Here is a 23,004-nt window from a genome sequence, read left to right on the forward strand (position 1 = left end):
CTCACGGACACCGCAAGGCCTGAGGCGAACACCTATAGATGGTTTTGCCGCGGCAGACGCTGCGACAGCTCATCCAGCAACCGCTGCTCACGCTTGTCTTCAGCGCGCCGGGCTTCGTCCAGGTAGCGCTGCACCAGCTTGCGCAAGCCTTCGACCCGGGCATAGGCCTGCTGCCAGGTACCACGGGCGTTATTGAGGTTGTTCTGGTGCCAGACCAGGCTTTGCCGCTGCTGGGTCATGGCCGTTTCCAGCTGCCCCAGAAAGCGCTGGTAATTGACCAGCCAGCTGCCATTGACCCCTTGCCCGCCGCGGTTGATCCACTGCAGCTGGTAATCCTCGCGAAAGCGCTCCAGCTCGGCCAGCTTGGCCTGGGCCGTGGCCACCTGCTGCTGGAAATGGCCAAGGCGTTGAGCCGCCTTGCGCTCGGCCTCTTCGGCCATGTCCACCACCGGCGCCAGGCGCGCGGCACGTCCGGGCAGCGCCATGGCTTATCAACCTGCCGGGGGCGTGAAAATCGCCCCCAGCTGTTCGCGGCTCTGCGCCATGCCCACATTCTCGCGCAAGCCCTGGCGCAGAAACTCAACCAGCTTCGATTGCAAGGCAATGGCCAGGTCAGTCTCCGGATCACCGCCGGCCACATAGGCACCCACGCTGATCAGGTCGCGGCTTTGCGACAGACGCGACCACAGCTGCTTGAACTTCTGCGCCTGGCGCAAGTGGTCGGGATCGACCACTTGCGGCATGACCCGGCTGATCGACGCTTCGATGTCGATGGCCGGGTAATGGCCTTCCTCAGCCAGCCGACGCGACAGCACAAAGTGGCCGTCAAGCACGCCCCGCGCCGAGTCGGCAATCGGGTCTTGCTGATCGTCGCCTTCAGACAGCACGGTATAGAACGCAGTGATCGAACCACCGCCAGGTTCGCCATTGCCTGCCCGCTCCACCAGTTTAGGCAGCTTGGCGAACACCGATGGCGGGTAACCCCGGGTGGCCGGCGGCTCGCCGATGGCCAGGGCAATTTCCCGCTGGGCCTGGGCGAAACGGGTCAACGAGTCCATCAGCAACAGCACATTCTTGCCTTTGTCGCGGAAGTACTCGGCAATGCGTGTGCAATACATGGCTGCGCGCAGGCGCATCAGCGGCGCATCATCGGCTGGCGAGGCCACCACCACCGAGCGCTTGAGACCCTCCTCACCGAGGATGTGCTCGATGAACTCCTTCACCTCGCGCCCCCGCTCACCGATCAGGCCGACCACGATGATTTCGGCTTCGGTGAAGCGGGTCATCATGCCCAGCAGCACCGATTTACCCACCCCGGTACCGGCAAACAGGCCTAGCCGCTGGCCACGGCCGACGGTAAGCAGGCCGTTGATACTGCGAATGCCCACATCCAACGGTTTGCTGATGGGGTCGCGGTTGAGCGGGTTGATCACCGGGCCGTCCATCGGCACCCAGTCCTCGGCCTTCATCCCGCCCTTGCCATCCAGCGCACGGCCGGCGCCGTCGAGCACCCGGCCCAGCATGCTCATGCCCATGGGCAGACGGCCGCCGTCATCCAGCGGCACTACCCGGGCCCCCGGAGCGATGCCGACGATACTGCCCACCGGCATCAGAAACACCTTGGGCCCGGCAAAGCCCATGACTTCGGCCTCGACCTGCACCGGGTGATAACTGTCGTCGTTGATCACCAGGCAGCGGCTGCCCACTGCAGCACGCAGGCCTTCAGCCTCCAGGGTGAGGCCGACCATACGCAGCAGGCGGCCTTCGACGATGGGCTGGGCCGGCAGCTCGATGGCCTCCGCGTAGGAGCCGAGGCGCTTGCCGAAACTGGTACGTTCAAGGCGCATCTGGGCTGTCCACGGCACGCTCGGCCGGCGCGGCCAGGTCTATCGAAAGGTCCGGCGCCGCCGGGTGCAGGGAATGGTCGTGCAACTGGTCGAACAGCTGCGCCACCGCTTTTTCTATACGCGTTTCCATGGTGGCATCGATACGGCTGTGGGCCGTCTCGATGCGGCAACCACCCGGTAGCAGCGCGCTGTCTTCCAGCAGCCGCCAGTTCTCCTCATGGCGCTCGCGCAGGGCCTTGGCCAGCTCGAAATCCTGCGGGTTGAGGTGGATGCGGATATTGTCCGCGCCCATGGGCAGCAGCTTGAGCGCTTCGCGCAGCACCTGAGTGATCTGGCTGGAATCGTTGCGCAGCTCGCGGCCAATCACCTGGCGGCTCATGTGCGCGATCAGGTGCACCAGGCTTTTCTCGATCTGCGTGTCCTGCTCGGCGATCGGCTCCATCAGGTTGGCCATCAGCCGCTCGAGGCTGTCCAGCTTGGCCTTCAGGGCCTCTTCGGCCTCCTGGCGGACCTTGAGCTGGGTGCTGTGGAAGCCCTCGCGCTCACCGGTGGCGAAGCCCTCGTTGTAGGCCTCCTGACGGATGGCTTCGAGCTCTTCCAGGGTCAGTGGCTGGACTTCTTCCAGCGGCACTTCCTCGACTTCTTCGATGACCTCGGGTTCCGACTCTGGCTCGGGCGCAGGCGCCGGTTCCGGGTCGAAGCTTGGCAGCGTCCACACGTCCACGCCCTCGAGGTCGCGGGCGCGGATCAGGTCGCTGGGGTGGTGTTCTTTGGTGGGCATGCTGTCATGTTCTCAAACCATGTTCGGCCGACACGGTCCCTTGTAGGAGCGGGTTCACCCGCGAATGCGTCGGCAGCGACAACCTCGATTGCCAGGGCCGACGCCTTCGCGGGTAAACCCGCTCCTACAACAGGCGGCGTCGGCTATGGGATCGCGAATACCTTAGATCATTTCCTCGGCGCCCTTGCCGCCGAGCACGATCTCGCCGGCCTCGGCCATGCGCCGGGCAATGGTGAGGATTTCCTTCTGCGCGGTTTCCACGTCGCTGACCCGTACCGGCCCTTTGGCCTCCAGATCGTCGCGCAGCAGCTCCGAAGCACGTTTGGACATGTTCTTGAAGATCTTGTCCTTGACCCGCTCGTCGGCGCCCTTGAGCGACACCACCAACACGTCCGAGGACACTTCGCGCAACAGCGCCTGGATGCCCCGGTCGTCGACGTCGGCCAGGTTGTTGAAGACGAACATCAAGTCTTCGATCTGCTCCGACAGGTCGCTGTCGATTTCGCGGATCGCGTCCATCAGGGCGCCTTCCACCGAGCTGTCGAGGAAGTTCATGATGTCGGCAGCACGCTTGATACCACCCAGGGTGGTGCGCGCGGCGTTGGAGTTGCCCGAGAACTGCTTCTCGAGAATCTGGTTCAGCTCCTTCAGCGCCGCGGGTTGCACGGTGTTCAGCGATGACACGCGCAAGACGATGTCCAGGCGCACCTTGTGGTCGAAGTTGCTCAGCACTTCACCGGCCTGGTCCGGGTCGAGGTAGGCAACCACGATGGCCTGGATCTGGGGGTGCTCGTAGCGGATCACGTCGGCCACGGCACGCGGCTCCATCCACTTGAGGCTGTCCAGGCCGCTGGTATTGCCGCCCAGCAGGATGCGGTCGACCAGGCCGTTGGCCTTGTCCTCACCCAGGGCCTGGTTGAGCATCTTGCGGATGTACGCATCAGAACCGACGCCCAGGCTGGTCTGGTCGCCGACGATATCGACGAACTCGCTCATCACCTGTTCGACCTGGTCACGGTGCACATTGCCCATCTGCGCCATGGCCACACCCACCCGCTGCACTTCCTTCGGGCCCATGTGCCGCAGCACCTGGGCCGCATCGGTCTCGCCCAGCGAGAGCAGGAGGATCGCCGCCTTGTCGACGCGGCTCAGCTTGGCGGTAACGGCTCGGTTATCACTCATCGGCGTTGATCCAGTCTTTCACGACCTGAGCCACACGGCCCGGGTCTTCGGCCACCAGGCCTTTGATTGCGTTGAGCTGTGCCTCGTAACCCTCGCTCGGGCTAGGCAGCAGAATGCTTGTCGGGCCACCCAGACTGACGCGGTCGTTGGCCAGTTCGCCATCCAGACCCATCATGCCGCCCAGCTCCATGTCGCTGTCCGAGGCAGCCTGCTTGCCGCCCCCCGTAATGTTGTTCAGCACTGGCCGCAACACGCCGAACACCAGCACCAGAATGAACACCACGCCCAGCACTTGCTTGACGATGTCCCAGAACCACGGCTGCTGGTAGAAGGCGATGTCGGCGATTTCCTCGCCACGGTCGGCCGCGAACGGCACGTTGATCACCGTCACGCTGTCGCCACGGCTGGCATCGAAGCCGACGGCGTCCTGCACCAGCCGGGTAAAGCGCGCCAGGTCCTCGCCCCCCCAAGGTACCCGAGTGGTATCGCCAGTGGCCGGGTCGATCTTGATCTGGTCGTCCACCACCACCGCTACCGACAGGCGGGTCATGCGCCCCTGCTGCTGGCGAGTGTGGCTGATGGAACGGTCCAGCTCGAAGTTTCTGGTACTTTGCTGACGTTTATCTGCTGGGTACGGCGCGAGCATCGGCTGACCGGTGGCCGGGTCCATGATCTGCTGGCCGTTGGCATCCACCAGCGGTTGGCCAGGCTGAATGGCAGCAGCCGGGGTAGCCGCGCCACCGGTGGTCTGCGGTGCCGAAGCGGCGCCTGGCGGCTGGTTGCTCAGCGCGCCAGGCACGCCTTGCGGGCCTTGGCTGCTGGCACGCTGTTCGTCGACCGACTGCTCGCTGCGCAACGCCGGCTGGTCGGGATTGAACTGTTCGGAGGTGGACTCGACCGCGCTGAAGTCGAGGTCGGCGGACACTTCGGCCTTGTAGCGGTCGTTGCCCAGCACCGGCTGCAGAATGTTGTGCACACGCTGGGTGAGCATGCTTTCCACCCGGCGGCTGTAGTCGAACTGCTTGCCAGCCTGGGTCAGCGCGGAATCCTGAATCTGCTCGGACAGCAGGTTGCCTTTCTGGTCGACGACGGTGACCTGGGATTTGTCCAGTTCCGGCACGCTGGTGGCCACCAGGTTGACGATGGCCATCACCTGCCCGGCTTCCAGTGCACGGCCTGGGTACAGCTCGACCAGTACCGAGGCGCTGGGCTTGCGTTCATCACGCACGAACACCGAACTTTTCGGGATGGCCAGGTGCACGCGCGCGGCCTTGACGTTGTTGAGGCTGGAAACGGTACGTGCCAGTTCGCCTTCCAGGCTGCGGCGGTAGCGGGTGGCTTCCATGAACTGGCTGGTGCCCAGGCCCTGCTCCTTGTCGAGCAGCTCGAAGCCCACATTGCCGTCGCTCGGCGCCACGCCGGCGGCTGCCAGTTTCAGGCGCGCACGGGAGAGGTCGTCGGCCTTGACCAGCAGGGCGCCCGAGTTGGGCTCCACGTTATAGGGGATGTCAGCAGCGGCCAGGGTGTCCATGACCTGCTTGGTGTCCATGCCCGACAGGCTGCCGTACAACGGACGGTAATCGGGTTGTTGCGACCACAGCACCACGGCAAAGCCGATGGCCACGCTGGCCGCCAGGCCGACCATGAGGCCGACCTGGCGCAGCATGGGCATCTGCGAGATGTTTTCCAGAAACGCCATGCCAAACAGCGGCGGCTTGGCCGCTGGCGAGCCAGCTTTGGCGGGGGCGTTTTCGACGACTGCTTCAGCCATGGGTTACATCCGTCCTCAAACCGGCATCTGCATGATGTCCTGGTACGCCTGGACCAGCTTGTTGCGTACCTGGGTCATGGCTTGCATCGACACGCTGGCCTTTTGCGAAGCGATCATCACGTCAGTCAGGTCGACGCCGCTTTTGCCGATTTCGAACGCGTTGGCCAGTTGGGTCGAGGCCTGCTGCGTCTCATGCACCTTGCCGATGGCCTGGCCGAGCATGTCGGCGAAGGTGCTTTGCCCTGGCGCCAGCTCGGGGGCGGCAGTGACCTTGGGCAGCGACATGGCATCGGCCTGCATGGCCCGCATGTCCAACATCAGACGATTGAATTCAACACCTTGGCTCATGACCCTTCTCTCTCCTGCGGCCGCATTTTTTTGACAGTCATGCGGCGAATGACCTACCTAAAGCAACAAAGGTGCCAGCCTTCGTGACTCATTTCCCAGGAATCACACAATTCCTGTGGGAGCGCCAGTTGCAGATGATTGGCCTGTCAGCCGAACAGACTGGCCTCGACGTCAAACCCGGCATCGCGCATCTGCGCCAGCTTGTAGCGCAACGTACGCGGGCTGATCCCCAGGCGTTCGGCCGCCTCTTTGCGGCGACCGCGCTCGGCGCGCAGGGTGTCGATGATCATCTGGTACTCGTGGCGGCGCATGTCATCCCCCAGGCCGCCGGCATCAGCAACCACTTCCAGTGATGGCTCTGTGCCAGCCGACAATGGAATGGCGCCTGCCAGACAAAAATCCGCCGCCTCGATCACGCCCCCCTGCTGCAAAATCAACGCCCGCTGCAGGGCGTTGTCCAGCTCGCGCACGTTGCCTGGCCAGGCATATGCCTGCAGGCAGGCCCGAGCGGCAGGTGAGAGGCGCACCGGGGCATGCTTCATCTTGTTCACATGGCGCGCCAGCAGGCGCTCAGCCAGCTGCAGGATATCGCCCGGCCGCTCACGCAGGGGGCGCCAGGCCAGCGGGAACACTGACAGGCGGTAGTACAGGTCTTCGCGGAAGCGCCCGGCCGCCACTTCGCCGGCCAGGTCGCGGTTGGTGGTGGCCAGCACCCGAATGTCCAGGCTGATCGGCTTGCGCCCGCCTACCCGCTCCACCTCGCGCTCCTGCAGTACGCGTAGCAGCTTGGCCTGCAAGGCCATGGGCATTTCCGAGATTTCGTCCAGCAGCAGGGTGCCGCCTTCGGCCTGTTCAAACTTGCCAGCCTGAGCCGCGATAGCACCAGTGAAGGCGCCCTTCTCGTGACCGAACAGAGTGGCTTCGAGCATGTTGTCAGGAATCGCCGCGCAGTTGATCGCCACGAAGGGCTGCGCCGCACGCGGCGACTGCTGGTGAATGTAGCGCGCCAGCACTTCCTTGCCAGTACCGGACTCGCCGGAAATCAGCACAGTCGAGTCACTGCGCGCCACTCGGGCAGCCAGCTCCAGCAACTGACGGCTGGCCGGCTCGCAGGCCACCGGCCCTTCTTCGCCGGTGACACGCCCGGCGGCATGCCGCTCCACGAGGCTGAGCAGCGCCTTGGGCTCGAACGGTTTGACCAGGTAATCTACGGCGCCTTGGCGCATAGCCTCGACCGCACGCTCGACGGCGGCGTGCGCCGTCATCAACAGCACCGGCAACTGTGGCTGCTGGCGGCGCAGCTGGCTGAGCAACTGATGGCCGTCCATACCGGGCATGTTGACGTCACTGACCACCAGGCTGAACGCGTCATCCAGTACGGCCTCCAGCGCCTCTTCGGCACTGCCCACTGCCTGGTAGGCGAAACCGCCGATTTCCAAAGTATCGCCCAACGCCTGGCGCAATACGCGGTCATCCTCGACCAGCAGCACCTTGATTGCCATTACACCCCCTCCGCCAACTGCCCGTCGATCAACGGCAGCTCTACCCGCACGCAAGTACCACGGCCGACCTTCGAGCGCAGGTTGATCGTGCCCTGATGCGCACGCACCACCGCCTTGACCACGGCCAGGCCCAGGCCGGTACCGGTGGCCTTGGTGGTGAGGAACGGCTCGCCCAAACGGCCGAGCAAGCCTGCATCGATGCCGCTGCCGGCATCGCTGACGCACAGATGCAAGCTACGCTCACGGCGGTACAGGTGCACCTTCAGCCGTGCCGGGCCATCGCTGGCCTGCAGGGCATTTTCAATCAGGTTGAGCAAGGCGCCGACCAGGGTGTCGCGGTTGCACAGCAGCTCACCCAGATGACTGTCGCACTGCCAGCGCACGGCGTGCCCCTGCACATGCGCCTGGGCCGCCTGCTGCAGGGCCTGGAACAGCGCTTTCGGGGTCACCCGATCCCCCAGCGGCAGCTCGCCACGGGCAAACACCAGCATGTCGCGCACCTGGTGTTCCAGCTCGTGCAGGCGCTCCTTCAAGGTCGCGGCGAAGCGCTGACGGGTTTCTGCGCTCAGCGCTTGCTCGTTGTCGGCCAGGTGGCCGGCATAGAGCATGGCTGCCGACAGCGGTGTGCGGATCTGGTGGGCCAGCGAGGCCACCATGCGCCCCAACGACGACAGGCGCTCGTGGCGAGCCAGCTGGTCCTGGAGGCGACGGGTTTCAGTCAGGTCGTTGAGCAGCACCAACTGGCCAGGCTCGGCGTCCAGCGAGCGGGTGGCGATCGACAGGCGGCGGCCGTCGCGCAGCGAGACTTCGTGACCGTCGTCCTTGCGCGGTGCAAAGCTACGGGCGATCACCTGGCGCCACAATTGGCCGATCAGAGGCTCGCCAAGCAACTCGCAGGCAGCCGGGTTGGCTTCGCGGACCAGGCCCTGGCCATCGATCACGATCACCCCGCCGGGCAACAAGTCCAGCAGGTTCTGCAGGCGGTTGGCCAGGCGTTCCTTTTCGCTCAGTTCGTCGATGCGCTGGGCGCTGACTACCGCCAGCTCACCTTTGAGTTCACTGACCCGAGCCTCGAGCAGGCTGTAGGACTGGCTTAGCTGGCTGGACACCTGATTGAACAGGGCGAACGCCTGCGCGATACCCTGGCCGCTGTCCTGCGCGACCGGGGTTTGCCCCTGCTGATCGGGGGCTCGGGATACGTGGGCGGCCTGGGGCATCGTGCTCTCTCGCGTGGCTGACCGTCATAAAAACGGTGTGTTGCCAGCGGTGTAGCAATAGCCGTGCCGGAGATGGGGGTTTGGGTTTGACGTAGGATTGCGTTAAGACCGAGAAGGGTTCGCCGTGAGTTTTGTTGTGCCTGGGATATCGAGCGCCGCGCGGGCGGCGCTCGATATCCGCCCAAACGCAACCCCCAAGGCGAACACCCCCGCCCAAACATCAATCCTCCGCCTGCTCCTCACCGCCCTGGCGGCTCATGCCGTACTTGCGCATTTTCTCCACCAAGGTGGTACGGCGAATACGCAAACGCTCAGCCGCGCGCGCAACGATACCATTGGCATCGTCCAGCGCCTGCTGGATCAGCCCCTGCTCCAGGCTACCCAGGTAGTCCTTGAGGTCCAGGCCTTCGGGCGGCAGCATGGCATTGTTGCTGAAGTTTGGTGTGTGGCCATTGATCGCCACGCGCTCTTCCAGATCGCTGCGCAAGCTGTCGACCATCTGCTCGTCTTCGTCATCGACATAGCGGAATTTCTTCGGCAGTTCCGACACACCAATGACCCCGTACGGGTGCATGATCGCCATGCGCTCGACCAGGTTGGCCAGCTCGCGCACGTTACCCGGCCAGCCGTGACGACACAGCGACATGATCGAGGCGGAATTAAAGCGAATGGACCCGCGCTTCTCGTGCTCCATGCGCGAAATCAGCTCGTTCATCAGCAACGGGATGTCTTCGACCCGCTCACGCAGCGGCGCCATTTCGATAGGGAACACGTTCAGGCGGTAGTACAGGTCTTCGCGGAAAGTGCCGCTCTCGATCATGGTTTCGAGGTTCTTGTGCGTCGCAGCGATGATGCGCACGTCGATGCTCTGGGTCTTGTTGCTGCCCACGCGCTCGAAGGTACGCTCCTGCAACACGCGCAGCAGCTTGACCTGCATCGGCAACGGCATATCGCCGATTTCGTCGAGGAACAGGGTACCGCCGTTGGCCAGCTCGAAACGCCCGGCACGGCTGGTGATGGCCCCGGTAAAGGCGCCCTTCTCATGGCCGAACAGTTCGCTTTCCAGCAGCTCGGCCGGGATCGCACCACAGTTGACGGGTACGAACGGCGCTTCGCGGCGTTTGGAATGGTAATGCAGGTTGCGCGCCACCACTTCCTTGCCGGTGCCCGACTCCCCCAGGATCAGCACGCTGGCGTCGGTATCCGCCACTTGCTGCATCATCTGCCGTACGTGCTGAATGGCCCGACTGGTGCCGACCAGGCTGCGGAACAGATTGGGCTCGCGCTGACGACCGCGCTCGCGCGCCTGGTCATACATTTCGCGATAAACCTGGGCACGGTGCAGCGAGTCCAGCAGTTGGCTGTAGCTTGGCGGCATTTCCAGGTTGGAAAGCACCCGGCGGCGAAGGTCCTCCGGCAGTTCGGCAGAAGAAATTTCACCTAAAAGCAAAACCGGAAGGAACTCATCCCAGGTAGCCACTGTCTTAAGCAGCCCAAGCAGATTGCCCGGAGCATTTACGGTGCCGATGAGCACGCACAATACTTCGCGGCTCGAGGACAATGGCTCGACCGCCTGCTGCCAGTCATGGCTGGCACACGCGAGGTTTTCTTCGCCGAGGAAGTTCAGCACCACCGCAAGGTCGCGGCGGCGCGCGCTGTCGTCATCGATCAGCAGAATCTTGGTTTCACGCCACATGCAATAGCAACTTCCCTAGTCATATCGGCGCCCTGCAGGGGCGTGCTCGACATCATTCCGACTGAATGGTCAGTGTTCGGACGTCTGAAATTCGAAAACAGCCACTAGTAAAGTCAAAAAGGCCCACACAGTCAAATTTATGGCGCCTTTTGTTAAGTTGTGCGCATCTTAACTGAAGAGATGGTATACCTTCGATGCATTTTTCGCTTGATTGATCTGCATCATCTCTTCGGCAATTGCCTGGCGTTCACCGGTTGTCACATCGATCAGGTTGCGGTAGAGCTGCAACACCCCTTCCAGCTTCTCGCGCAGCAACGCCTGGTCCATCGCGTGGGTTTCCAGCACCTCGTCGATGCACGCGCGGCAGGCCACATCCAGCTTGGCGATGGCTTCCCAGTCACGCTCACCCAAGGCCCCAATCAGGGCATCGCAGGTGTCATCGAGGCGTTGCAGTGCGGTCACGGTAATCTCCTTGCCATCAGCTGGCAGGCTGGGCGTCGGCAATGCCGTCCCAACCACTTTTCACGGTAATCAGCAGCTGTGCAACTTCGTCGATAATGCTGGCATCGTTGTCCACGTTGGCCTGCATCAGTCGGTTGGTCATGTAGACGTAGAGGGCGTCGAGCTTTTCGACATACTCCGGGTTTTCGCTCTTTTCAGGCGACAAGCCATCGCGCAGGCCGATGATGATGTCGATCGCCTTGCCCAGCATCAGGCCCTTTTCCGCAACGTCGCCACGCGCCATCGCACCCTTGGCCTGCGCCATGCGATCGAGACCGCCTTCCATCAGCATCTGTACCAGGCGATGGGGCGTGGCTTCGGAAATCTGGGCATGGGAATTGACCTTCTGGTACTGACGAAGGGCTCTCATGGGATTCATCTTGCGACCTCGTGACGGGCAGGCTTAAGGGGGAGATATTCCTTGTATCGGGCAGGCGGCGAAAAACTTTACCCACCGATCACATGAAGCCCGGCATCTTGCACGGACTTCATGCAATGTTCACGGATTAATCGTCACTGTTCGCCTTGTTCAGTGCGTTGAGGGTACTCAGCACCGAGTTCTGCTGCTGACGCAGCTGGGTGACCAGGGTGTCCATGTTGTTGTACTTGTCCTGCAGGCTCTTTTGCAGGGCTTCCATACGGGCATCAAGGGTTTCCTGCTCGGCCGTGAGCTTGGTCAGGCTTTCGCTGAGGACCTTGGAGCGCTCGGCGAGGGTGCCGGTTGCTGCCTTGGCGAATGGCTCTGTGACTTTTTGCAGGCGCGCCAGCAGGCCATCCTTGCCATTGAAAATACTGGTCAGGTCCGCCGCATTGGTGGAAGCAACCTTGTCCCACTTCTTGTCGTCCAGGCTCAGCGCACCGCCATCCTGGGCCGAAGTGACACCAAAGGCAGCGAGCGACTTCAACGTACCATTGCCCGATACCGCATTGAGCTCCTCGCGAATGGAGGTCATCAGCGTGCGCATTGTGGCATCACCCGTCAGCGCCGCAGCCGTCATGGTGCCATTGGCGTTTTTGGTCACCTTGGTTTCGGCGTTCATCACCGTCAACAACGCGTTGTAGGTATCGATGAAACCCTTGAGGCCCGATTTCAAAGTTGTGGAGCTGGTAGTCAGCGAGAGGATGGTCGCCGTAGGCTCGCCACTGGTTGCGTTTATCGGTGAAACACCCACCAGCTTAATGTTGAGACCACTGACAGCATCGGTGATGTCATTGGTCTTGGACTTCATGGCAATGCCGTCCAGGGTGTACTCGGCGTCCGTCGGCTCATCAACAATGGTATAGCCGGTATCGATGCCCGAATTACCCGAAAGGGTAATGTCAGAGCCTTCACCCATTTTGGTCGAGGTGACGATCAGGCGAGAACCATTGGCATCCGTCAGCACGTTGGCGCTAAGGCCCGCTACACCGAACTGGCTATTGATGCTGTCGCGCACCTGCTGCAATGTGGCGCCAGCGGGAACATTAAGATCGAAGTCCTTGCCGCCCTGACTGATGGTCAGCGTAGTCGGCGTACTGCCGCTATTGACTACCGACCCCGCGCCACCTGCATAAACTTTGGTGGAAACTTTTGACGCAGTCGCCAGCTTGTCGACAATCAACTTGAACGAACCATTGGCAGCCCCGGTTCCCATGGTGACGGTCGCGACTTTCTCATCCGAAGATTTCAGGCTCAGGCCACCAAAACTATTGCTGTCGGTCATGGTGGTCAGCGCGCCACGGAAGGCATCCAAGGCCGCCTGGATCTTGCCAATAGAGGACAACGTGGTGGTTGCCTTCAGTGTTTGGGTATTGATCTGCGCCTGTTTTGGCGCCTTCTGCGCGGCCACCAGGGATTCGACGATCGCCTGGGTATCGATGCCCGAGCCAATACCGCTGACTGTTGTACCTGCCATCATTGCTCTCCTTGTTCAGTAGCTGCCGGATCCTTGGCGGATAAATCCATCAAATAGTCGACAACAACAAAAATCATGCCAGCCTATGCCTGACCGTCGAACAGCAGGCTGCTGGCTTCACTGAGGCTCTGCGCCAATTTCAGCGCAGCTTCCGACGGAAGTTGCCGGATCACCTCACCGGACTGGGTAGCAATCACTTTGACTACAACCCGGCCCGTGGAATCATCAATGGAAAAGTCCAGCTGGCGCTGGCTCGACTGGACGAAATCACGAATTTCGCCAACCGCTTTTTCCAGGTCCTCGCGCGAGTGCGGCTGATTATCGGAGGCAGCGGCTTCCTGCACCTTGGCAGGCATGGCCGGCTCTCGCTCGCGATCAGCTCCTGGCGCCAGGGGCAATACCGTCGGATACACCTGGTTCAGCTTGACACTCATGTCCATGTTTCGAACTCCTCATGTCAAAAAGGGTGAAAGGGCACGTAAACGCACCCTTTCACCCTTCACTCAAGCGCCTGAATTACTGAAGCAGTTTCAGGACCGACGATGGCAGCTGGTTAGCCTGCGACAGGATCGCAGTCGAAGCCTGCTGCAGAGTCTGCTGCTTGGTCAGCTCGGCAGTTTCCGAAGCGAAGTCCACGTCCTGCACGGTGGAGCGGGCAGCGGTGGAGTTCTTCTGGATGTTCTGCAGGTTGTCGACGGTGGTCTGCAGACGGTTCTGGGTAGCACCCAGGCCCGAACGGACGCTGTCGATGGAGCCGATCGCTTTGTCGATAACAGCCAGAGCGTTCTGGGCGTTGGTGGCGTCGGTAACGTCGGTTTCGGCGATGGACGTCTTGGCCGAAGTCACAGCGGTAACACCAGTACCCGCGAACAGCTCTTCAACGCCAGGGCCGGTCAGCGAGTAACCCTTGGCGGAGTCCAGGTTCACCGCGCCGGTGACGATCAGAGTGGCCGCATCCAACGCGGCGGCAGTACCAAGTGCGCCCGAACCGTCTTTGGCAGCAACTTCGATACCTGCAACGGCACCGGCGTCGGCAGCAGTGAACTTGAGGTTTTCACCGGTATCGGACTTGACCGACAGAGTGCCCTTGGTCTCGTCATAGTTGACGCTGATACCCAGCTTGGCAGCGTTGGACTTCAGCTGGTCAGCAAGACCGGCGGTGTCGGTCACACCCACGAAGTCGACAGTCTGGCCGCCGACTTCGAGTTTGAAGTTGGCGGATGCCGGGGTGGCAGCGGCGATAGCAGCTGCGTCGATGGTGAATTCGACTTCGGTGCTTGCGGTAGCGGTCAGGCCACCTACTGCGCCGTTCAGGGTCTTGGCGATTTCCTTGGCGGAAGCACCTGCAGCCAGGGTCACGTCAGTGCTCTGGCCGTTACCAGTGACGGTGACAGCGCCGCCAGCAATACCGGTTGCGCCCGGGGTGATGCCGACGCTCTTGACTTGCTGCGAACCAATGCTCTTGGCCGAAACGTTGTCCAGAGTCAGGTTGATGGTTTCGTTGGCGTTGGCGCCGACCTGGATGGCCTTGGTGCCGTACGAGCCGTCCAGCAGCTTCTGGCCACCGAAGGTGGTGGTGTCGGAAATACGGTTCAGCTCAGCGGTCAGAGCCTGGTATTCGTCGTTGTTCGACTTACGGTCGTCGGCGCTCAGCGAGCCAGTAGCCGAGGACAGGGCCAGGGTACGCATTTTCTGCAGGATGTCGGTCGAGGCCTGCATTGCACCTTCAGCGGTCTGGGCGATCGAGATACCGTCGTTGGCGTTCTTCACAGCCTGGCCCAGGCCATTGATCTGGCTGGTCAGACGGTTGGCGATCTGCAGGCCGGCAGCGTCGTCTTTAGCGCTGTTGATGCGCAGACCCGAGGACAGACGCTGCATCGAAGTGGTCTGGGCGTTGCTCGCCTTGGTCAGGTTGCCCTGGGTGGTGATCGACGCAATGTTGGTGTTTACAGTTAAAGCCATGACGAAATCCTCGTTGGATGGGTACTGCGGCTTCCGGCCTTGGCAACCGCCGGATTGGCCTAGAGAACCTTCGTAATGGTTATCGTCGGGTGCGCGGGTTGCTTGAGGGTTTTTTCAAAAAAAAAATACTGGCATGGGGCCAGCCCCGAGAAATCAAGGGGTTAAGGGCGGTTTATTGGCGTCAAAAACCTTTCAGAACGGGCCGACCAGCACCGCACTGCCGCCATTCTCCTAGGAGCGGGTTCACCCGCGAAGCAGGCCGCTCGGTCTATGGCACCGGCTTTGCCGGTGTTCGCGGGTGAACCCGCTCCTACAACGGGCCGCGTCAGGCAGGGATTTATTTTTGGCAAGAAAAAAGCGCCGGGCGGTGGCCGCCGGGCGCTTTTGTGGGCTGACTGGGATCAGTCGCGGTACAGGATGGCCGAGCCCCACGACAGGCCCACGCCGAAGCCGCTGATCGCCACGCGCTTCCAGTTGCCATCGAGCATGTGCTTCTGCAGCAGCAGCGGAACGCTGGAAGACACCGTATTGCCGGTTTCCAGCATGTCCTTGACGAACTTCTCCGGGTGTTGCTCTTCAAAGCGTCGCGCCACGGCGTCGACAATCGCCGCACTGCCCTGGTGGATGCAGAAGGCGTCGATATCCGACGACTTCAGGCCGCTGGCGTCCAGCAGCTCGTGCAGGTGCGCGGGCACTTTGACCAGGGCGAAGTTGAACACCTGGCGGCCGTTCATGAAGAACTTGCCATCGCTGACTTTCAGGTGCTCGGCACCGGAACCGTCAGTGCCGAAACGCGCCTGGCCCAGGTTCCATACCGCGTTTTCACCCATCCAGGTAGCCGTGGCGGCGTCGCCGAACAGCATGGTGGTGTTGCGGTCTTCCGGGTCGACAATCTTCGAATACGGGTCGGCGGTGATCAGCAGGCCGTTCTTCAGGCCTGCCGCTTCCATGAAGCCTTTGATCGCATACAGGCCATACACATAGCCGGAGCAGCCCAGCGACACGTCGAACGCCGCCACGCGGGTAGACAGGCCAAGTTTGCTCTGGACGATGGCAGCGGTGTGCGGCAGGCCTTCTTCATCGCCGTTCTGGGTGACCACGATCAACGCATCGATCGATTGCGGATCAAGGTCGGGGTTGCTGGCGAACAGCGCCTGCGCGGCTTCTACGCACAAGTCGGAGGTTTCTTGCTCTTCGGCCTTGCGCGGCAGGAACGACGCACCGATCTTGCCGAACATGAACTCTTCGTCCTTGCCGAATTTCGCACCCTGAACGTAGTTGTCCAGGCCAGCGGAGGGCACGTAACTCGCAATGCTTTTGATGCCAATCATTCTGGCTTCCCAATGAAAACAGCCAAAGACCACCACTCGATGAATTGAGGGCGCCAAATACCGGAGCGGTCACCGCCAGGGTTGTAGGCAGGGCTCGCCTGCGCACCGGTAACAAAATGCTGCAACAGCTGCTGCATAGAATACAGGGAAGATGAGCGTTTTGACTCATTGGTCACATTGAAATGCTACGAAAGCCGTGGCGAGGGGGTGGGGACTGGGGAATTTGCGGAATGACCGGGCGGGCACTGGCCCCCGAATAATCAGCTTCGCAGCGAATATCGATGGGGGCTGCTGCGCAGCCCCCGGATCAGGCAGGCAGATCAGAGCTTGTTGAACAGGCTCAGCTGGGAAATACGCGAGAAGGCCAGCTGCGAGGCCTCCAGCATGGCCTGCTGCAAGGTCAGGGTGATGGCCGCCTGCGACATGTCGGTGTTGCCGATGGCGTTCTGGGTGGTCTTGTTGGCCAGACCCAGGCTGGTGTTCTCCTGGCGCTGAATCTCAAGCGAGTTGCCGCGAGCACCGATCGAACCACGGGTGATATCGACCTGCTCACGGGCACTGGCCAGGTTTGCAATGGCCGAGGCCGCGGCATCTTTCAGCGCATTCGCCGCGCCAGCGCCGGTCACCGGCGTTTCCAGTGCCGCCCGCAGTTGGCTGAGGGTTTCCAGCACATTCTGGTTCTGGTGGGTATTGGCCGTGACCGCAAACTGGTCGCCTGCCTCCGGCGAACCGGACACCTGGTAGGTCACCCCGGCCACCGTCAACGACGGTGCCGTAAAAGTACCTTTGGCGACCGGCTTGCTGTCGGCCGTCAGCGGCTGGGCATAAAACTCGTAAGCGCCCGGCCCCGTGAACTTGATCACCGCCCCATTACTGGGGAACGTGCTGCGATAGGCGGCCTCGTCGGTCACGCTGCTGCTGGTGACCTGAGCGCTGGAGGTGTTGCTGCCGTTACGGGTGGTATTGAACGAGTCCGGGCGTGCTTCCAGCGAAAACTCGCGCCCGCCCACGGCGGCGTCGGCATCGGCCCCCTCCTCCAAGGTAACGGTTATTTCGAATTCCACCCCACGCAGGGCAATCTTGTTGGCACCTTCGGTATTGCTGTCGAAGGTACCGTTGGTGGGCGTTTCCGAGGTGATGTCATTACCGTTGGCGTCAGTGATGGTGTACTGCGTCGCGCTGGTGAAGGTCAGCTTGTAGGGCTGGCCTGCCGCGAAACTGTTGTTGTAGGTGGTGCTTGAGGTCAGTAGACCGGACGACACCCCGACCACGCTATCGTCAGTCGCCGGCACCAGCAGGGTCGACTGGGTGCGGCTCTTGTTGCTGGCCGAGTCGAAGATGCTGAAACCGGTGTCGTTGGTGGCCAGGCTCAGGGTATCGGATACCTGCAGGCTCAGCTGGGTCTGGTCGCCGTGGTAGCTATAGGTGCCGTCGGAGTTACGCACATAGGGCGGCGTGGTGCTCTTGGAGCCGCCGAACATGTAGTCGCCGTTGGCATCGCGTGAGTTGAGCAGGCCAAAGATGTTGGCCTCGATCTCTTTCAGCTCGGTGCCGATGGCCACGCGGTCAGAATCGGTCACCCCGGCGCCACCGGCACGGATCGCCAACTCGCTGGCGCGCTGCATGGCATCGTTGATGGTAGAGAGCACGCTCTCTTCCTGCAGCAGCGAATTGCTCACGGTGTTGATGTTGCCGCTGTACTGGTCCAGCAACGATTGCTGCTGTTGCAGCAGCAGCAGGCGCGCAGCACCGACCGGGTCATCGGCAGCGGTCTGGATACGGATACCCGACGTCACCTGGTCGTTGGTCTTGTTCATGCTGGAGAAGTTCTTGGAGTAGCTACTGGCGCTGGCCTCATAGAACTGAGCAGTGGAAATACGCACGATAGTCTACTCCTTACAAAGCGTTGATCAGGGTGCTGAAGGTTTCTTGCGCCGCCTTGATGATCTGCGATGACGCCGTGTAGTAATGCTGGAACTTCACCAGGCTGGCCGCTTCGTCATCCAGGTTGACCCCCGACACCGCGCTGCGGCTTTCGCTGGCAGACTTGAGCACCGCCTCGGTCGCGGTGCTGTCGATGGATGCCTGGTTCGCCTTGGCACCCACACGCTCGACCAGCGAGGCGTAGGCCGAAGTGAAGCTGGTACCGCCGCCGGAGCCGACATTCACCGTCGACTTGGTCTGCAGGTCGAGCAGTGCCGTGGCGTTGCGGTTGTCGGCCTTGCCGTCAGCATTGAACGCCAGCGTAAAACTGTCATTGGCCGCAGGGCTGCCGCCGATGGTGGTCTCGACGGCGAACGTGCGCGGGTTGCCGCTGGCATCCAGAATCGGGTCGCCGGCCGCATCGAGCATCGGCACGGTCACCGACAGTTTGTTGTCGGTACCTGGTACAACGCTGCCGGTACCAATCTGGGTGCCCTTGGCATCGAACAGCTTGTAGCCCTGGGAGCCGCCACTGGCAGCATCGAACACCACGCGCACCGGCATCGAATCGCGAATCGACTGCTGGATCAGCGCAGTATCGGCGCCGCCGTAGATGTCCAGCGACTCGCTCAGGGTCGGCTGGGTGATGGTGCCAGTCCCGCTGTTGCCACTGCCGGAGGTAGCGCTGACGGGCCCGGCGAAGGCCAGCTTGTTGGCATCGGTCAGGGTCGTGGTAATGCTCCCGGCAGCTGCACGGGTGGGGATGACCTTGAAGCTGTCGCCGGCTGCCAGGCCGCCGCCTTTCAACGCCAGGCTGAAACCATCGATCACCGGTGCCGGGTCGGCATTCAGGTCGAAGCTGCCCATGTCGGTGCCATCGGAGCGGCGCACACTGTACTGGTTGGCGCTGGTGAACTTCACCTCGTAGTCGTAAGTGGTCAGCGCACCGCTGTTGGCGATGGTGACATTCAGATTGCCGGAGCCGGCACTGTTGTTCGACGAGGCCAGGCTGCGCTGGGCAATGGCGGTGGCGCTGTTGATGCTGGAGAACAGCGAGCTGCCGAACTGGCCGTTGGCATCCAGGCCCTGCCCCAGCTGGCTGTTGATGCTGTCGGCGACCACCAGGGCAACGCGACCGAGCTCGTTCATCGACGGCGTCAGCACGTCCTGGCGATAACGCAACAGGCCACCAATGGCGCCACCAGACACCACCGAGGTCACGTCCGAGCTGAACGAGTCATAGTTGATGCGCAGGCCAACCTGGCTCTTGTCGGCCACACCCGGCTCCACCGACAAGGTGTTGGCCTTGGTACCGGTGACCAGCGACTGGCCACTGCCCAGGTACACGTCGTAGTTGCCATCACGCTCCTGCACCGTCACCCCTACCAGCTCGTTGAGCTGGCGCACGGCTTCGCTGCGCGCATCCAGCAGGCTGTTGGGGGTGTTGCCCGAGGCGCTGGCCGCGGTGATCTGCTTGTTGTACTCGGCAATGTTGGCGGTGAGCTTGTTCACCTGACCGGCCATCGTATCGAGCTGGGAGTTGATCGTGGCGTTCTGCTGGGTCAGCTGGGTGCTCACCGCGTTGAAACGGTTGCTCAGGGTTTGCGCCTGGGTCAGCAGCAGCTGGCGCGAGGCAACGTCACCCGGCTTCGCCGCCGCCGTCTGCAGGGCCGAGAAGAAGGCGGTAAGGACCGAGCTGATGCCGGTGTCACGGTCGGCCAGCAGTTTGTCGACGCTGGTGATCTGATCCTGGAACGTCAGCGAGTCTGCCTGCAACGAGGTGGCCGTCTGCAGCTGGTTGTCCAGGTAGGAACTGTAGATGCGACGCACATCCGCCAGCGTGGTCCCGGTACCCAGGAAACCTGCGCCGATGTTGTGCGAAGGCCCCGCTGCCTGAACCGTCTGCTGGCGCGAGTAGCCACTGGTCGCGGCGTTGGCGATGTTGTTACTGGTTACCGACAAGGCCGCCTGGCTGGCACTTAGGCCACTCAGGCCGATGGAAATCAGGCTCGACATGATTTAGTCCTTTTATAAGTTCGTGGTTCTGCCAGCCATGGCGTATTGCGGGGTTGACTGCATTTGCTGGGCGATGCTGATGATCTTCTTCGCATAGCCCGGGTCGGTCGCATAACCTGCTTTTTGCAGCTCTCTTGCAAACTGCTCAGGGTTATCGGCCGCATCCAGCGCACCTTGATAGCGAGTGTTGCTCTGCAGCAAGGTAACGAGGTCGTGGAAGCTGTCCTGGTACGAGTCGTAGCTGCGGAACGCCGCCGTTTCCTTGACGAACTGGCCATCGCGGAATTCGCTGGTGATCGCCCGCGCCTGCCCGCCTTGCCAGCTGCCGGTCGCTTTGATACCGAACAGGTTGTGGCTGCTGCTGCCGTCGCTGTTGCGCATCACCGACTTGCCCCAACCGGTTTCCAGCGCGGCCTGGGCCACCAGGTAGCGTGGGTCGATACCAATGCGTCTGGCGGCCTGCTCGGCCATTGGCAGCATGGTGGCGACGAAGGCGTCGCTGTCGGTGAACGCCTTGTTCGGTGCCAGCGGTGGCTGGGCCACGGCGCGGCCGACAATGCGCAGGCCGTTGTCCGGCACGGCGAAGGCCTTGGCTACTTGCTGACCGTCACGGGCAGGCACGGCGGCGTTATTGGTGGTTTGCGCCGACGGCACGATACCGGCCAGCAGGCGGTCGGTGAGTTTGCTGGGCAAGGCCAGACGCCGCGCGTTGAGTGCAGCAACGTCATTGCGGGTAGCGGACGAGGCCATGGCATGCACCGGCTCTGCCACCTTGTTGCCCCACAGCGCCGGGCCACTGCCATCGACGCGGGGGAACGGGCTGGTGTTGATCGACGCACTGCGGCCCTTGGTCAGTTGGCGCACCAGCACGTCCTGCAGCCCGATACCGCCACCTTCGCGTGACATGCTCACCGCCAGTTGCTGGTCATACATGTCACGGTACTGCTTGACCGTCTCGGTGTTCATCGGGTTGTCGTCGGCCAGCACGTCACTGGCCTTGCGCGAGGCCTTGAGCATTTCGCTGATGAACAGCGATTCGAACTCCTGGGCTACCTTGCGCACGTTGGCATCGCTGTCGCGGTCGCCATGCTTGAGCGAACTCAGGCGATTGAGGTCGGTGTACGCACCGCTGTCGGCACCGCCGGAAACCAGGCTTTTGCTGTTCATCGGCGCCGTCCTCAGATCACGATCAGGTCGGCCTGCAAGGCGCCGGCCTGTTTCAAGGCTTCGAGGATCGCCATCAGGTCGCCGGGCGCTGCGCCCACCTGGTTCACCGCGCGGACGATTTCATCCAGCGTGGTGCCCGGGCCGAACTTGAACATCGGCTTGGCTTCCTGCTCGGCGTTTACCCGCGAGCGTGGCACCACGGCAGTCTGGCCATTGGAGAAGGCCCCCGGCTGGCTGACGATCGGGTCTTCGGTGATGGTCACGGTCAGGCTGCCGTGGGTGACCGCCGCCGGCGACACCTTGACGTTCTGGCCGATGACGATGGTGCCGGTACGCGAGTTGATGATGACCTTGGCCACCGCCTGGCCCGGGTCGATTTCGAGGTTTTCGAGAATCGACAGATAATCAACGCGCTGGCTTGGGTCCATCGGTGCACTGACCCGCACCGAACCACCATCCACCGCCTGGGCCACGCCGGGGCCGAGCAGGTCGTTGACCTTGTCCACGATGCGCTTGGCAGTCGTGAAGTCGGGGCGATTGAGGTTCAGGGTCAGGGTATTGCCCTGGTTGAAGCCGCTTGGCACCGCACGCTCGACACTGGCACCCCCTGGAATACGACCGGCCGACGGAACGTTGACGGTGATCTTCGAGCCGTCACGGCCCTCGGCATCGAAGCCGCCCACGACCAGGTTGCCCTGGGCAATGGCGTAGACATTGCCGTCGATACCCTTGAGCGGGGTCATCAACAGGCTGCCGCCGCGCAGGCTCTTCGAGTTACCGATCGACGACACGGTAATGTCCACCACCTGGCCCGGCTTGGCGAACGGCGGCAGGTCGGCATGCACCGACACCGCCGCGACGTTCTTCAGCTGCACGTTGCCGGAACCGGCCGGCACCTTGATGCCGAACTGCGACAGCATGTTATTGAAGGTTTGCAGGGTGAACGGCGTTTGAGTGGTCTGGTCACCAGTGCCATTGAGGCCCACCACCAGGCCGTAACCAATCAACTGGTTGGAACGTACGCCAGAGATGCTGGCAATGTCCTTCAGGCGCTCGGCCTGGGCAGCGAAGGCGCAGGACAAAAGCAGGGTTGTGGCAATCAGCTGCCTCACGTTGAACATGGTCATCCGTACTCAGAAAGGCCAAAGCGGGCTGATGAAGAAGCGGTCCAGCCACCCGGGCTGGCTGGCATCGGCGAACGAACCGGTGCCGGAGTAGGTGATGCGCGCGTCGGCCACACGGGTGGACGGCACGGTGTTGTCAGTGGCGATATCGTCAGCGCGAACCATGCCGGCAATGCGCACCAACTCTTCGCCGGTGTTCAGGGTCAGCCACTTCTCGCCGCGCACGGCGATGATGCCGTTGGGCAGCACCTCGGCCACGGTGACGGTGATCGAACCGGTCAGCGTGTTGCCCTGAGTGGCCTTGCTGTCGCCCTTGGTCGCGCGATCGCCGCTATAACCGGCCTCCAGCGAAAGGTCGCCGCCACCGAACGGATTATTGGTGTTGGGCGTGCTACCAAACAGCGAAGTCAGGCCGATGTCGGTCTTGCTGGTCTTGGCGATCTGCGAGCCCGCGTTCTTGCTGGCGGACGTGCGCTCGTTGAGCGTGATGGTGATGATGTCACCCACCCGGAACGCCTTGCGGTCGCTGTACAGGTTCTGCTCGAAACCGGCCTGGTAGATCGAACCGTTGTTGGCCGCTGCCGGCAACGGGGTGCGCGGCAACACCGGCGCATAGTACGGGTCGTTGGGCTTGGGCGTCGGGCCGACGCAACCTGCCAGCAACACCGCCCCCCCCAGGGCGAACACGGACAACAGACGATTCATGATGCATACCTCACGGGTGTAACAAAGCGACAGGGC

20 protein-coding genes are annotated in these 23,004 nt (G+C 62.3%); all 20 read right to left on the minus strand.

Annotated elements, in window-relative coordinates:
* Nucleotides 1-32 precede the first annotated feature (32 nt).
* Nucleotides 33-485, minus strand: coding sequence for a flagellar export protein FliJ (fliJ, locus tag LVS58_RS13085; RefSeq protein WP_143494357.1), 453 nt, complete (start codon nucleotides 483-485; stop codon nucleotides 33-35).
* A gap of 6 nt (nucleotides 486-491) precedes the next feature.
* The gene (gene fliI / locus LVS58_RS13090; protein WP_233691457.1) at nucleotides 492-1,847 is read right to left on the minus strand and encodes a flagellar protein export ATPase FliI; all 1,356 of its coding nucleotides are present in this window, start codon (nucleotides 1,845-1,847) and stop codon (nucleotides 492-494) included.
* Entirely contained in the window at nucleotides 1,837-2,628 is a 792-nt protein-coding gene (gene fliH / locus LVS58_RS13095; protein ID WP_233691458.1) for a flagellar assembly protein FliH, read from the minus strand. Before fliH ends, fliI begins: the two co-directional genes overlap by 11 nt.
* 162 nt (nucleotides 2,629-2,790) lie before the next feature.
* Complete coding sequence (gene fliG / locus LVS58_RS13100) at nucleotides 2,791-3,810, minus strand: flagellar motor switch protein FliG (RefSeq protein WP_003254434.1); 1,020 nt, start codon at nucleotides 3,808-3,810, stop codon at nucleotides 2,791-2,793.
* Nucleotides 3,803-5,581, minus strand: a complete 1,779-nt coding sequence (fliF, locus tag LVS58_RS13105; RefSeq protein WP_233691459.1) for a flagellar basal-body MS-ring/collar protein FliF — start codon at nucleotides 5,579-5,581, stop codon at nucleotides 3,803-3,805. The genes fliG and fliF overlap by 8 nt, the downstream gene beginning before the upstream one ends.
* 15 nt (nucleotides 5,582-5,596) lie before the next feature.
* Nucleotides 5,597-5,929: a flagellar hook-basal body complex protein FliE gene (gene fliE, locus LVS58_RS13110; protein WP_003254438.1), complete on the minus strand. Its 333-nt coding sequence runs from the start codon at nucleotides 5,927-5,929 to the stop codon at nucleotides 5,597-5,599.
* Between the two features lie 146 nt (nucleotides 5,930-6,075).
* Complete coding sequence (locus LVS58_RS13115; protein WP_233691460.1) at nucleotides 6,076-7,431, minus strand: sigma-54-dependent transcriptional regulator; 1,356 nt, start codon at nucleotides 7,429-7,431, stop codon at nucleotides 6,076-6,078.
* Nucleotides 7,431-8,648: a sensor histidine kinase gene (locus LVS58_RS13120; protein WP_233691461.1), complete on the minus strand. Its 1,218-nt coding sequence runs from the start codon at nucleotides 8,646-8,648 to the stop codon at nucleotides 7,431-7,433. The genes LVS58_RS13115 and LVS58_RS13120 overlap by 1 nt, the downstream gene beginning before the upstream one ends.
* 220 nt (nucleotides 8,649-8,868) lie before the next feature.
* The gene (gene fleQ, locus LVS58_RS13125) at nucleotides 8,869-10,344 is read right to left on the minus strand and encodes a transcriptional regulator FleQ (protein ID WP_233691462.1); all 1,476 of its coding nucleotides are present in this window, start codon (nucleotides 10,342-10,344) and stop codon (nucleotides 8,869-8,871) included.
* Between the two features lie 168 nt (nucleotides 10,345-10,512).
* Nucleotides 10,513-10,806 (minus strand): flagellar protein FliT, encoded by a 294-nt coding sequence (locus LVS58_RS13130; protein ID WP_233691463.1) that lies wholly within the window; start codon nucleotides 10,804-10,806, stop codon nucleotides 10,513-10,515.
* Between the two features lie 16 nt (nucleotides 10,807-10,822).
* Nucleotides 10,823-11,224: a flagellar export chaperone FliS gene (gene fliS / locus LVS58_RS13135; protein WP_233691464.1), complete on the minus strand. Its 402-nt coding sequence runs from the start codon at nucleotides 11,222-11,224 to the stop codon at nucleotides 10,823-10,825.
* Between the two features lie 127 nt (nucleotides 11,225-11,351).
* Nucleotides 11,352-12,740 carry a flagellar filament capping protein FliD gene (gene fliD, locus LVS58_RS13140; protein ID WP_233691465.1) on the minus strand — a complete coding sequence of 463 codons (1,389 nt, stop codon included), beginning with the start codon at nucleotides 12,738-12,740 and terminating at the stop codon, nucleotides 11,352-11,354.
* 83 nt (nucleotides 12,741-12,823) lie between these two features.
* Nucleotides 12,824-13,180, minus strand: a complete 357-nt coding sequence (locus tag LVS58_RS13145; protein WP_233691466.1) for a flagellar protein FlaG — start codon at nucleotides 13,178-13,180, stop codon at nucleotides 12,824-12,826.
* Nucleotides 13,181-13,256: 76 nt separating this feature from the next.
* Nucleotides 13,257-14,702, minus strand: a complete 1,446-nt coding sequence (locus LVS58_RS13150; protein WP_233691467.1) for a flagellin N-terminal helical domain-containing protein — start codon at nucleotides 14,700-14,702, stop codon at nucleotides 13,257-13,259.
* 401 nt (nucleotides 14,703-15,103) lie between these two features.
* A complete protein-coding gene (locus tag LVS58_RS13155; RefSeq protein ID WP_233691468.1) occupies nucleotides 15,104-16,033 on the minus strand; it encodes a ketoacyl-ACP synthase III in 930 nt (309 codons plus the stop codon).
* A gap of 320 nt (nucleotides 16,034-16,353) precedes the next feature.
* Complete coding sequence (locus LVS58_RS13160) at nucleotides 16,354-17,916, minus strand: flagellar hook-associated protein 3 (protein ID WP_233691469.1); 1,563 nt, start codon at nucleotides 17,914-17,916, stop codon at nucleotides 16,354-16,356.
* A 13-nt stretch (nucleotides 17,917-17,929) separates the two neighbouring features.
* Nucleotides 17,930-19,972, minus strand: a complete 2,043-nt coding sequence (flgK, locus tag LVS58_RS13165; RefSeq protein WP_233691470.1) for a flagellar hook-associated protein FlgK — start codon at nucleotides 19,970-19,972, stop codon at nucleotides 17,930-17,932.
* 12 nt (nucleotides 19,973-19,984) lie between these two features.
* Nucleotides 19,985-21,139 carry a flagellar assembly peptidoglycan hydrolase FlgJ gene (flgJ, locus tag LVS58_RS13170; protein ID WP_233691471.1) on the minus strand — a complete coding sequence of 385 codons (1,155 nt, stop codon included), beginning with the start codon at nucleotides 21,137-21,139 and terminating at the stop codon, nucleotides 19,985-19,987.
* An 11-nt stretch (nucleotides 21,140-21,150) separates the two neighbouring features.
* A complete protein-coding gene (locus tag LVS58_RS13175; protein ID WP_004575771.1) occupies nucleotides 21,151-22,260 on the minus strand; it encodes a flagellar basal body P-ring protein FlgI in 1,110 nt (369 codons plus the stop codon).
* Nucleotides 22,261-22,272: 12 nt separating this feature from the next.
* Nucleotides 22,273-22,968, minus strand: coding sequence for a flagellar basal body L-ring protein FlgH (gene flgH, locus LVS58_RS13180; RefSeq protein WP_233691472.1), 696 nt, complete (start codon nucleotides 22,966-22,968; stop codon nucleotides 22,273-22,275).
* Between the last annotated feature and the right edge of the window lie 36 nt (nucleotides 22,969-23,004).

The sequence above is a fragment of the Pseudomonas sp. JR33AA genome, assembly GCF_021378985.1.
Lineage (GTDB): Bacteria > Pseudomonadota > Gammaproteobacteria > Pseudomonadales > Pseudomonadaceae > Aquipseudomonas > Aquipseudomonas alloputida.

Excerpts from the sequence above, each read along its gene's own strand:
- fliJ (WP_143494357.1), bottom strand. The coding sequence starts at position 485 with ATGGCGCTGCCCGGACGTGCCGCGCGCCTGGCGCCGGTGGTGGACATG.
- fliI (WP_233691457.1), bottom strand. The coding sequence starts at position 1,847 with ATGCGCCTTGAACGTACCAGTTTCGGCAAGCGCCTCGGCTCCTACGCG.
- fliH (WP_233691458.1), bottom strand. The coding sequence starts at position 2,628 with ATGCCCACCAAAGAACACCACCCCAGCGACCTGATCCGCGCCCGCGAC.
- fliG (WP_003254434.1), bottom strand. The coding sequence starts at position 3,810 with ATGAGTGATAACCGAGCCGTTACCGCCAAGCTGAGCCGCGTCGACAAG.
- fliF (WP_233691459.1), bottom strand. The coding sequence starts at position 5,581 with ATGGCTGAAGCAGTCGTCGAAAACGCCCCCGCCAAAGCTGGCTCGCCA.
- fliE (WP_003254438.1), bottom strand. The coding sequence starts at position 5,929 with ATGAGCCAAGGTGTTGAATTCAATCGTCTGATGTTGGACATGCGGGCC.
- LVS58_RS13115 (WP_233691460.1), bottom strand. The coding sequence starts at position 7,431 with ATGGCAATCAAGGTGCTGCTGGTCGAGGATGACCGCGTATTGCGCCAG.
- LVS58_RS13120 (WP_233691461.1), bottom strand. The coding sequence starts at position 8,648 with ATGCCCCAGGCCGCCCACGTATCCCGAGCCCCCGATCAGCAGGGGCAA.
- fleQ (WP_233691462.1), bottom strand. The coding sequence starts at position 10,344 with ATGTGGCGTGAAACCAAGATTCTGCTGATCGATGACGACAGCGCGCGC.
- fliS (WP_233691464.1), bottom strand. The coding sequence starts at position 11,224 with ATGAATCCCATGAGAGCCCTTCGTCAGTACCAGAAGGTCAATTCCCAT.
- fliD (WP_233691465.1), bottom strand. The coding sequence starts at position 12,740 with ATGGCAGGTACAACAGTCAGCGGTATTGGCTCGGGCATCGATACCCAG.
- LVS58_RS13145 (WP_233691466.1), bottom strand. The coding sequence starts at position 13,180 with ATGGACATGAGTGTCAAGCTGAACCAGGTGTATCCGACGGTATTGCCC.
- LVS58_RS13150 (WP_233691467.1), bottom strand. The coding sequence starts at position 14,702 with ATGGCTTTAACTGTAAACACCAACATTGCGTCGATCACCACCCAGGGC.
- LVS58_RS13155 (WP_233691468.1), bottom strand. The coding sequence starts at position 16,033 with ATGATTGGCATCAAAAGCATTGCGAGTTACGTGCCCTCCGCTGGCCTG.
- flgK (WP_233691470.1), bottom strand. The coding sequence starts at position 19,972 with ATGTCGAGCCTGATTTCCATCGGCCTGAGTGGCCTAAGTGCCAGCCAG.
- flgJ (WP_233691471.1), bottom strand. The coding sequence starts at position 21,139 with ATGAACAGCAAAAGCCTGGTTTCCGGCGGTGCCGACAGCGGTGCGTAC.
- LVS58_RS13175 (WP_004575771.1), bottom strand. The coding sequence starts at position 22,260 with ATGTTCAACGTGAGGCAGCTGATTGCCACAACCCTGCTTTTGTCCTGC.
- flgH (WP_233691472.1), bottom strand. The coding sequence starts at position 22,968 with ATGAATCGTCTGTTGTCCGTGTTCGCCCTGGGGGGGGCGGTGTTGCTG.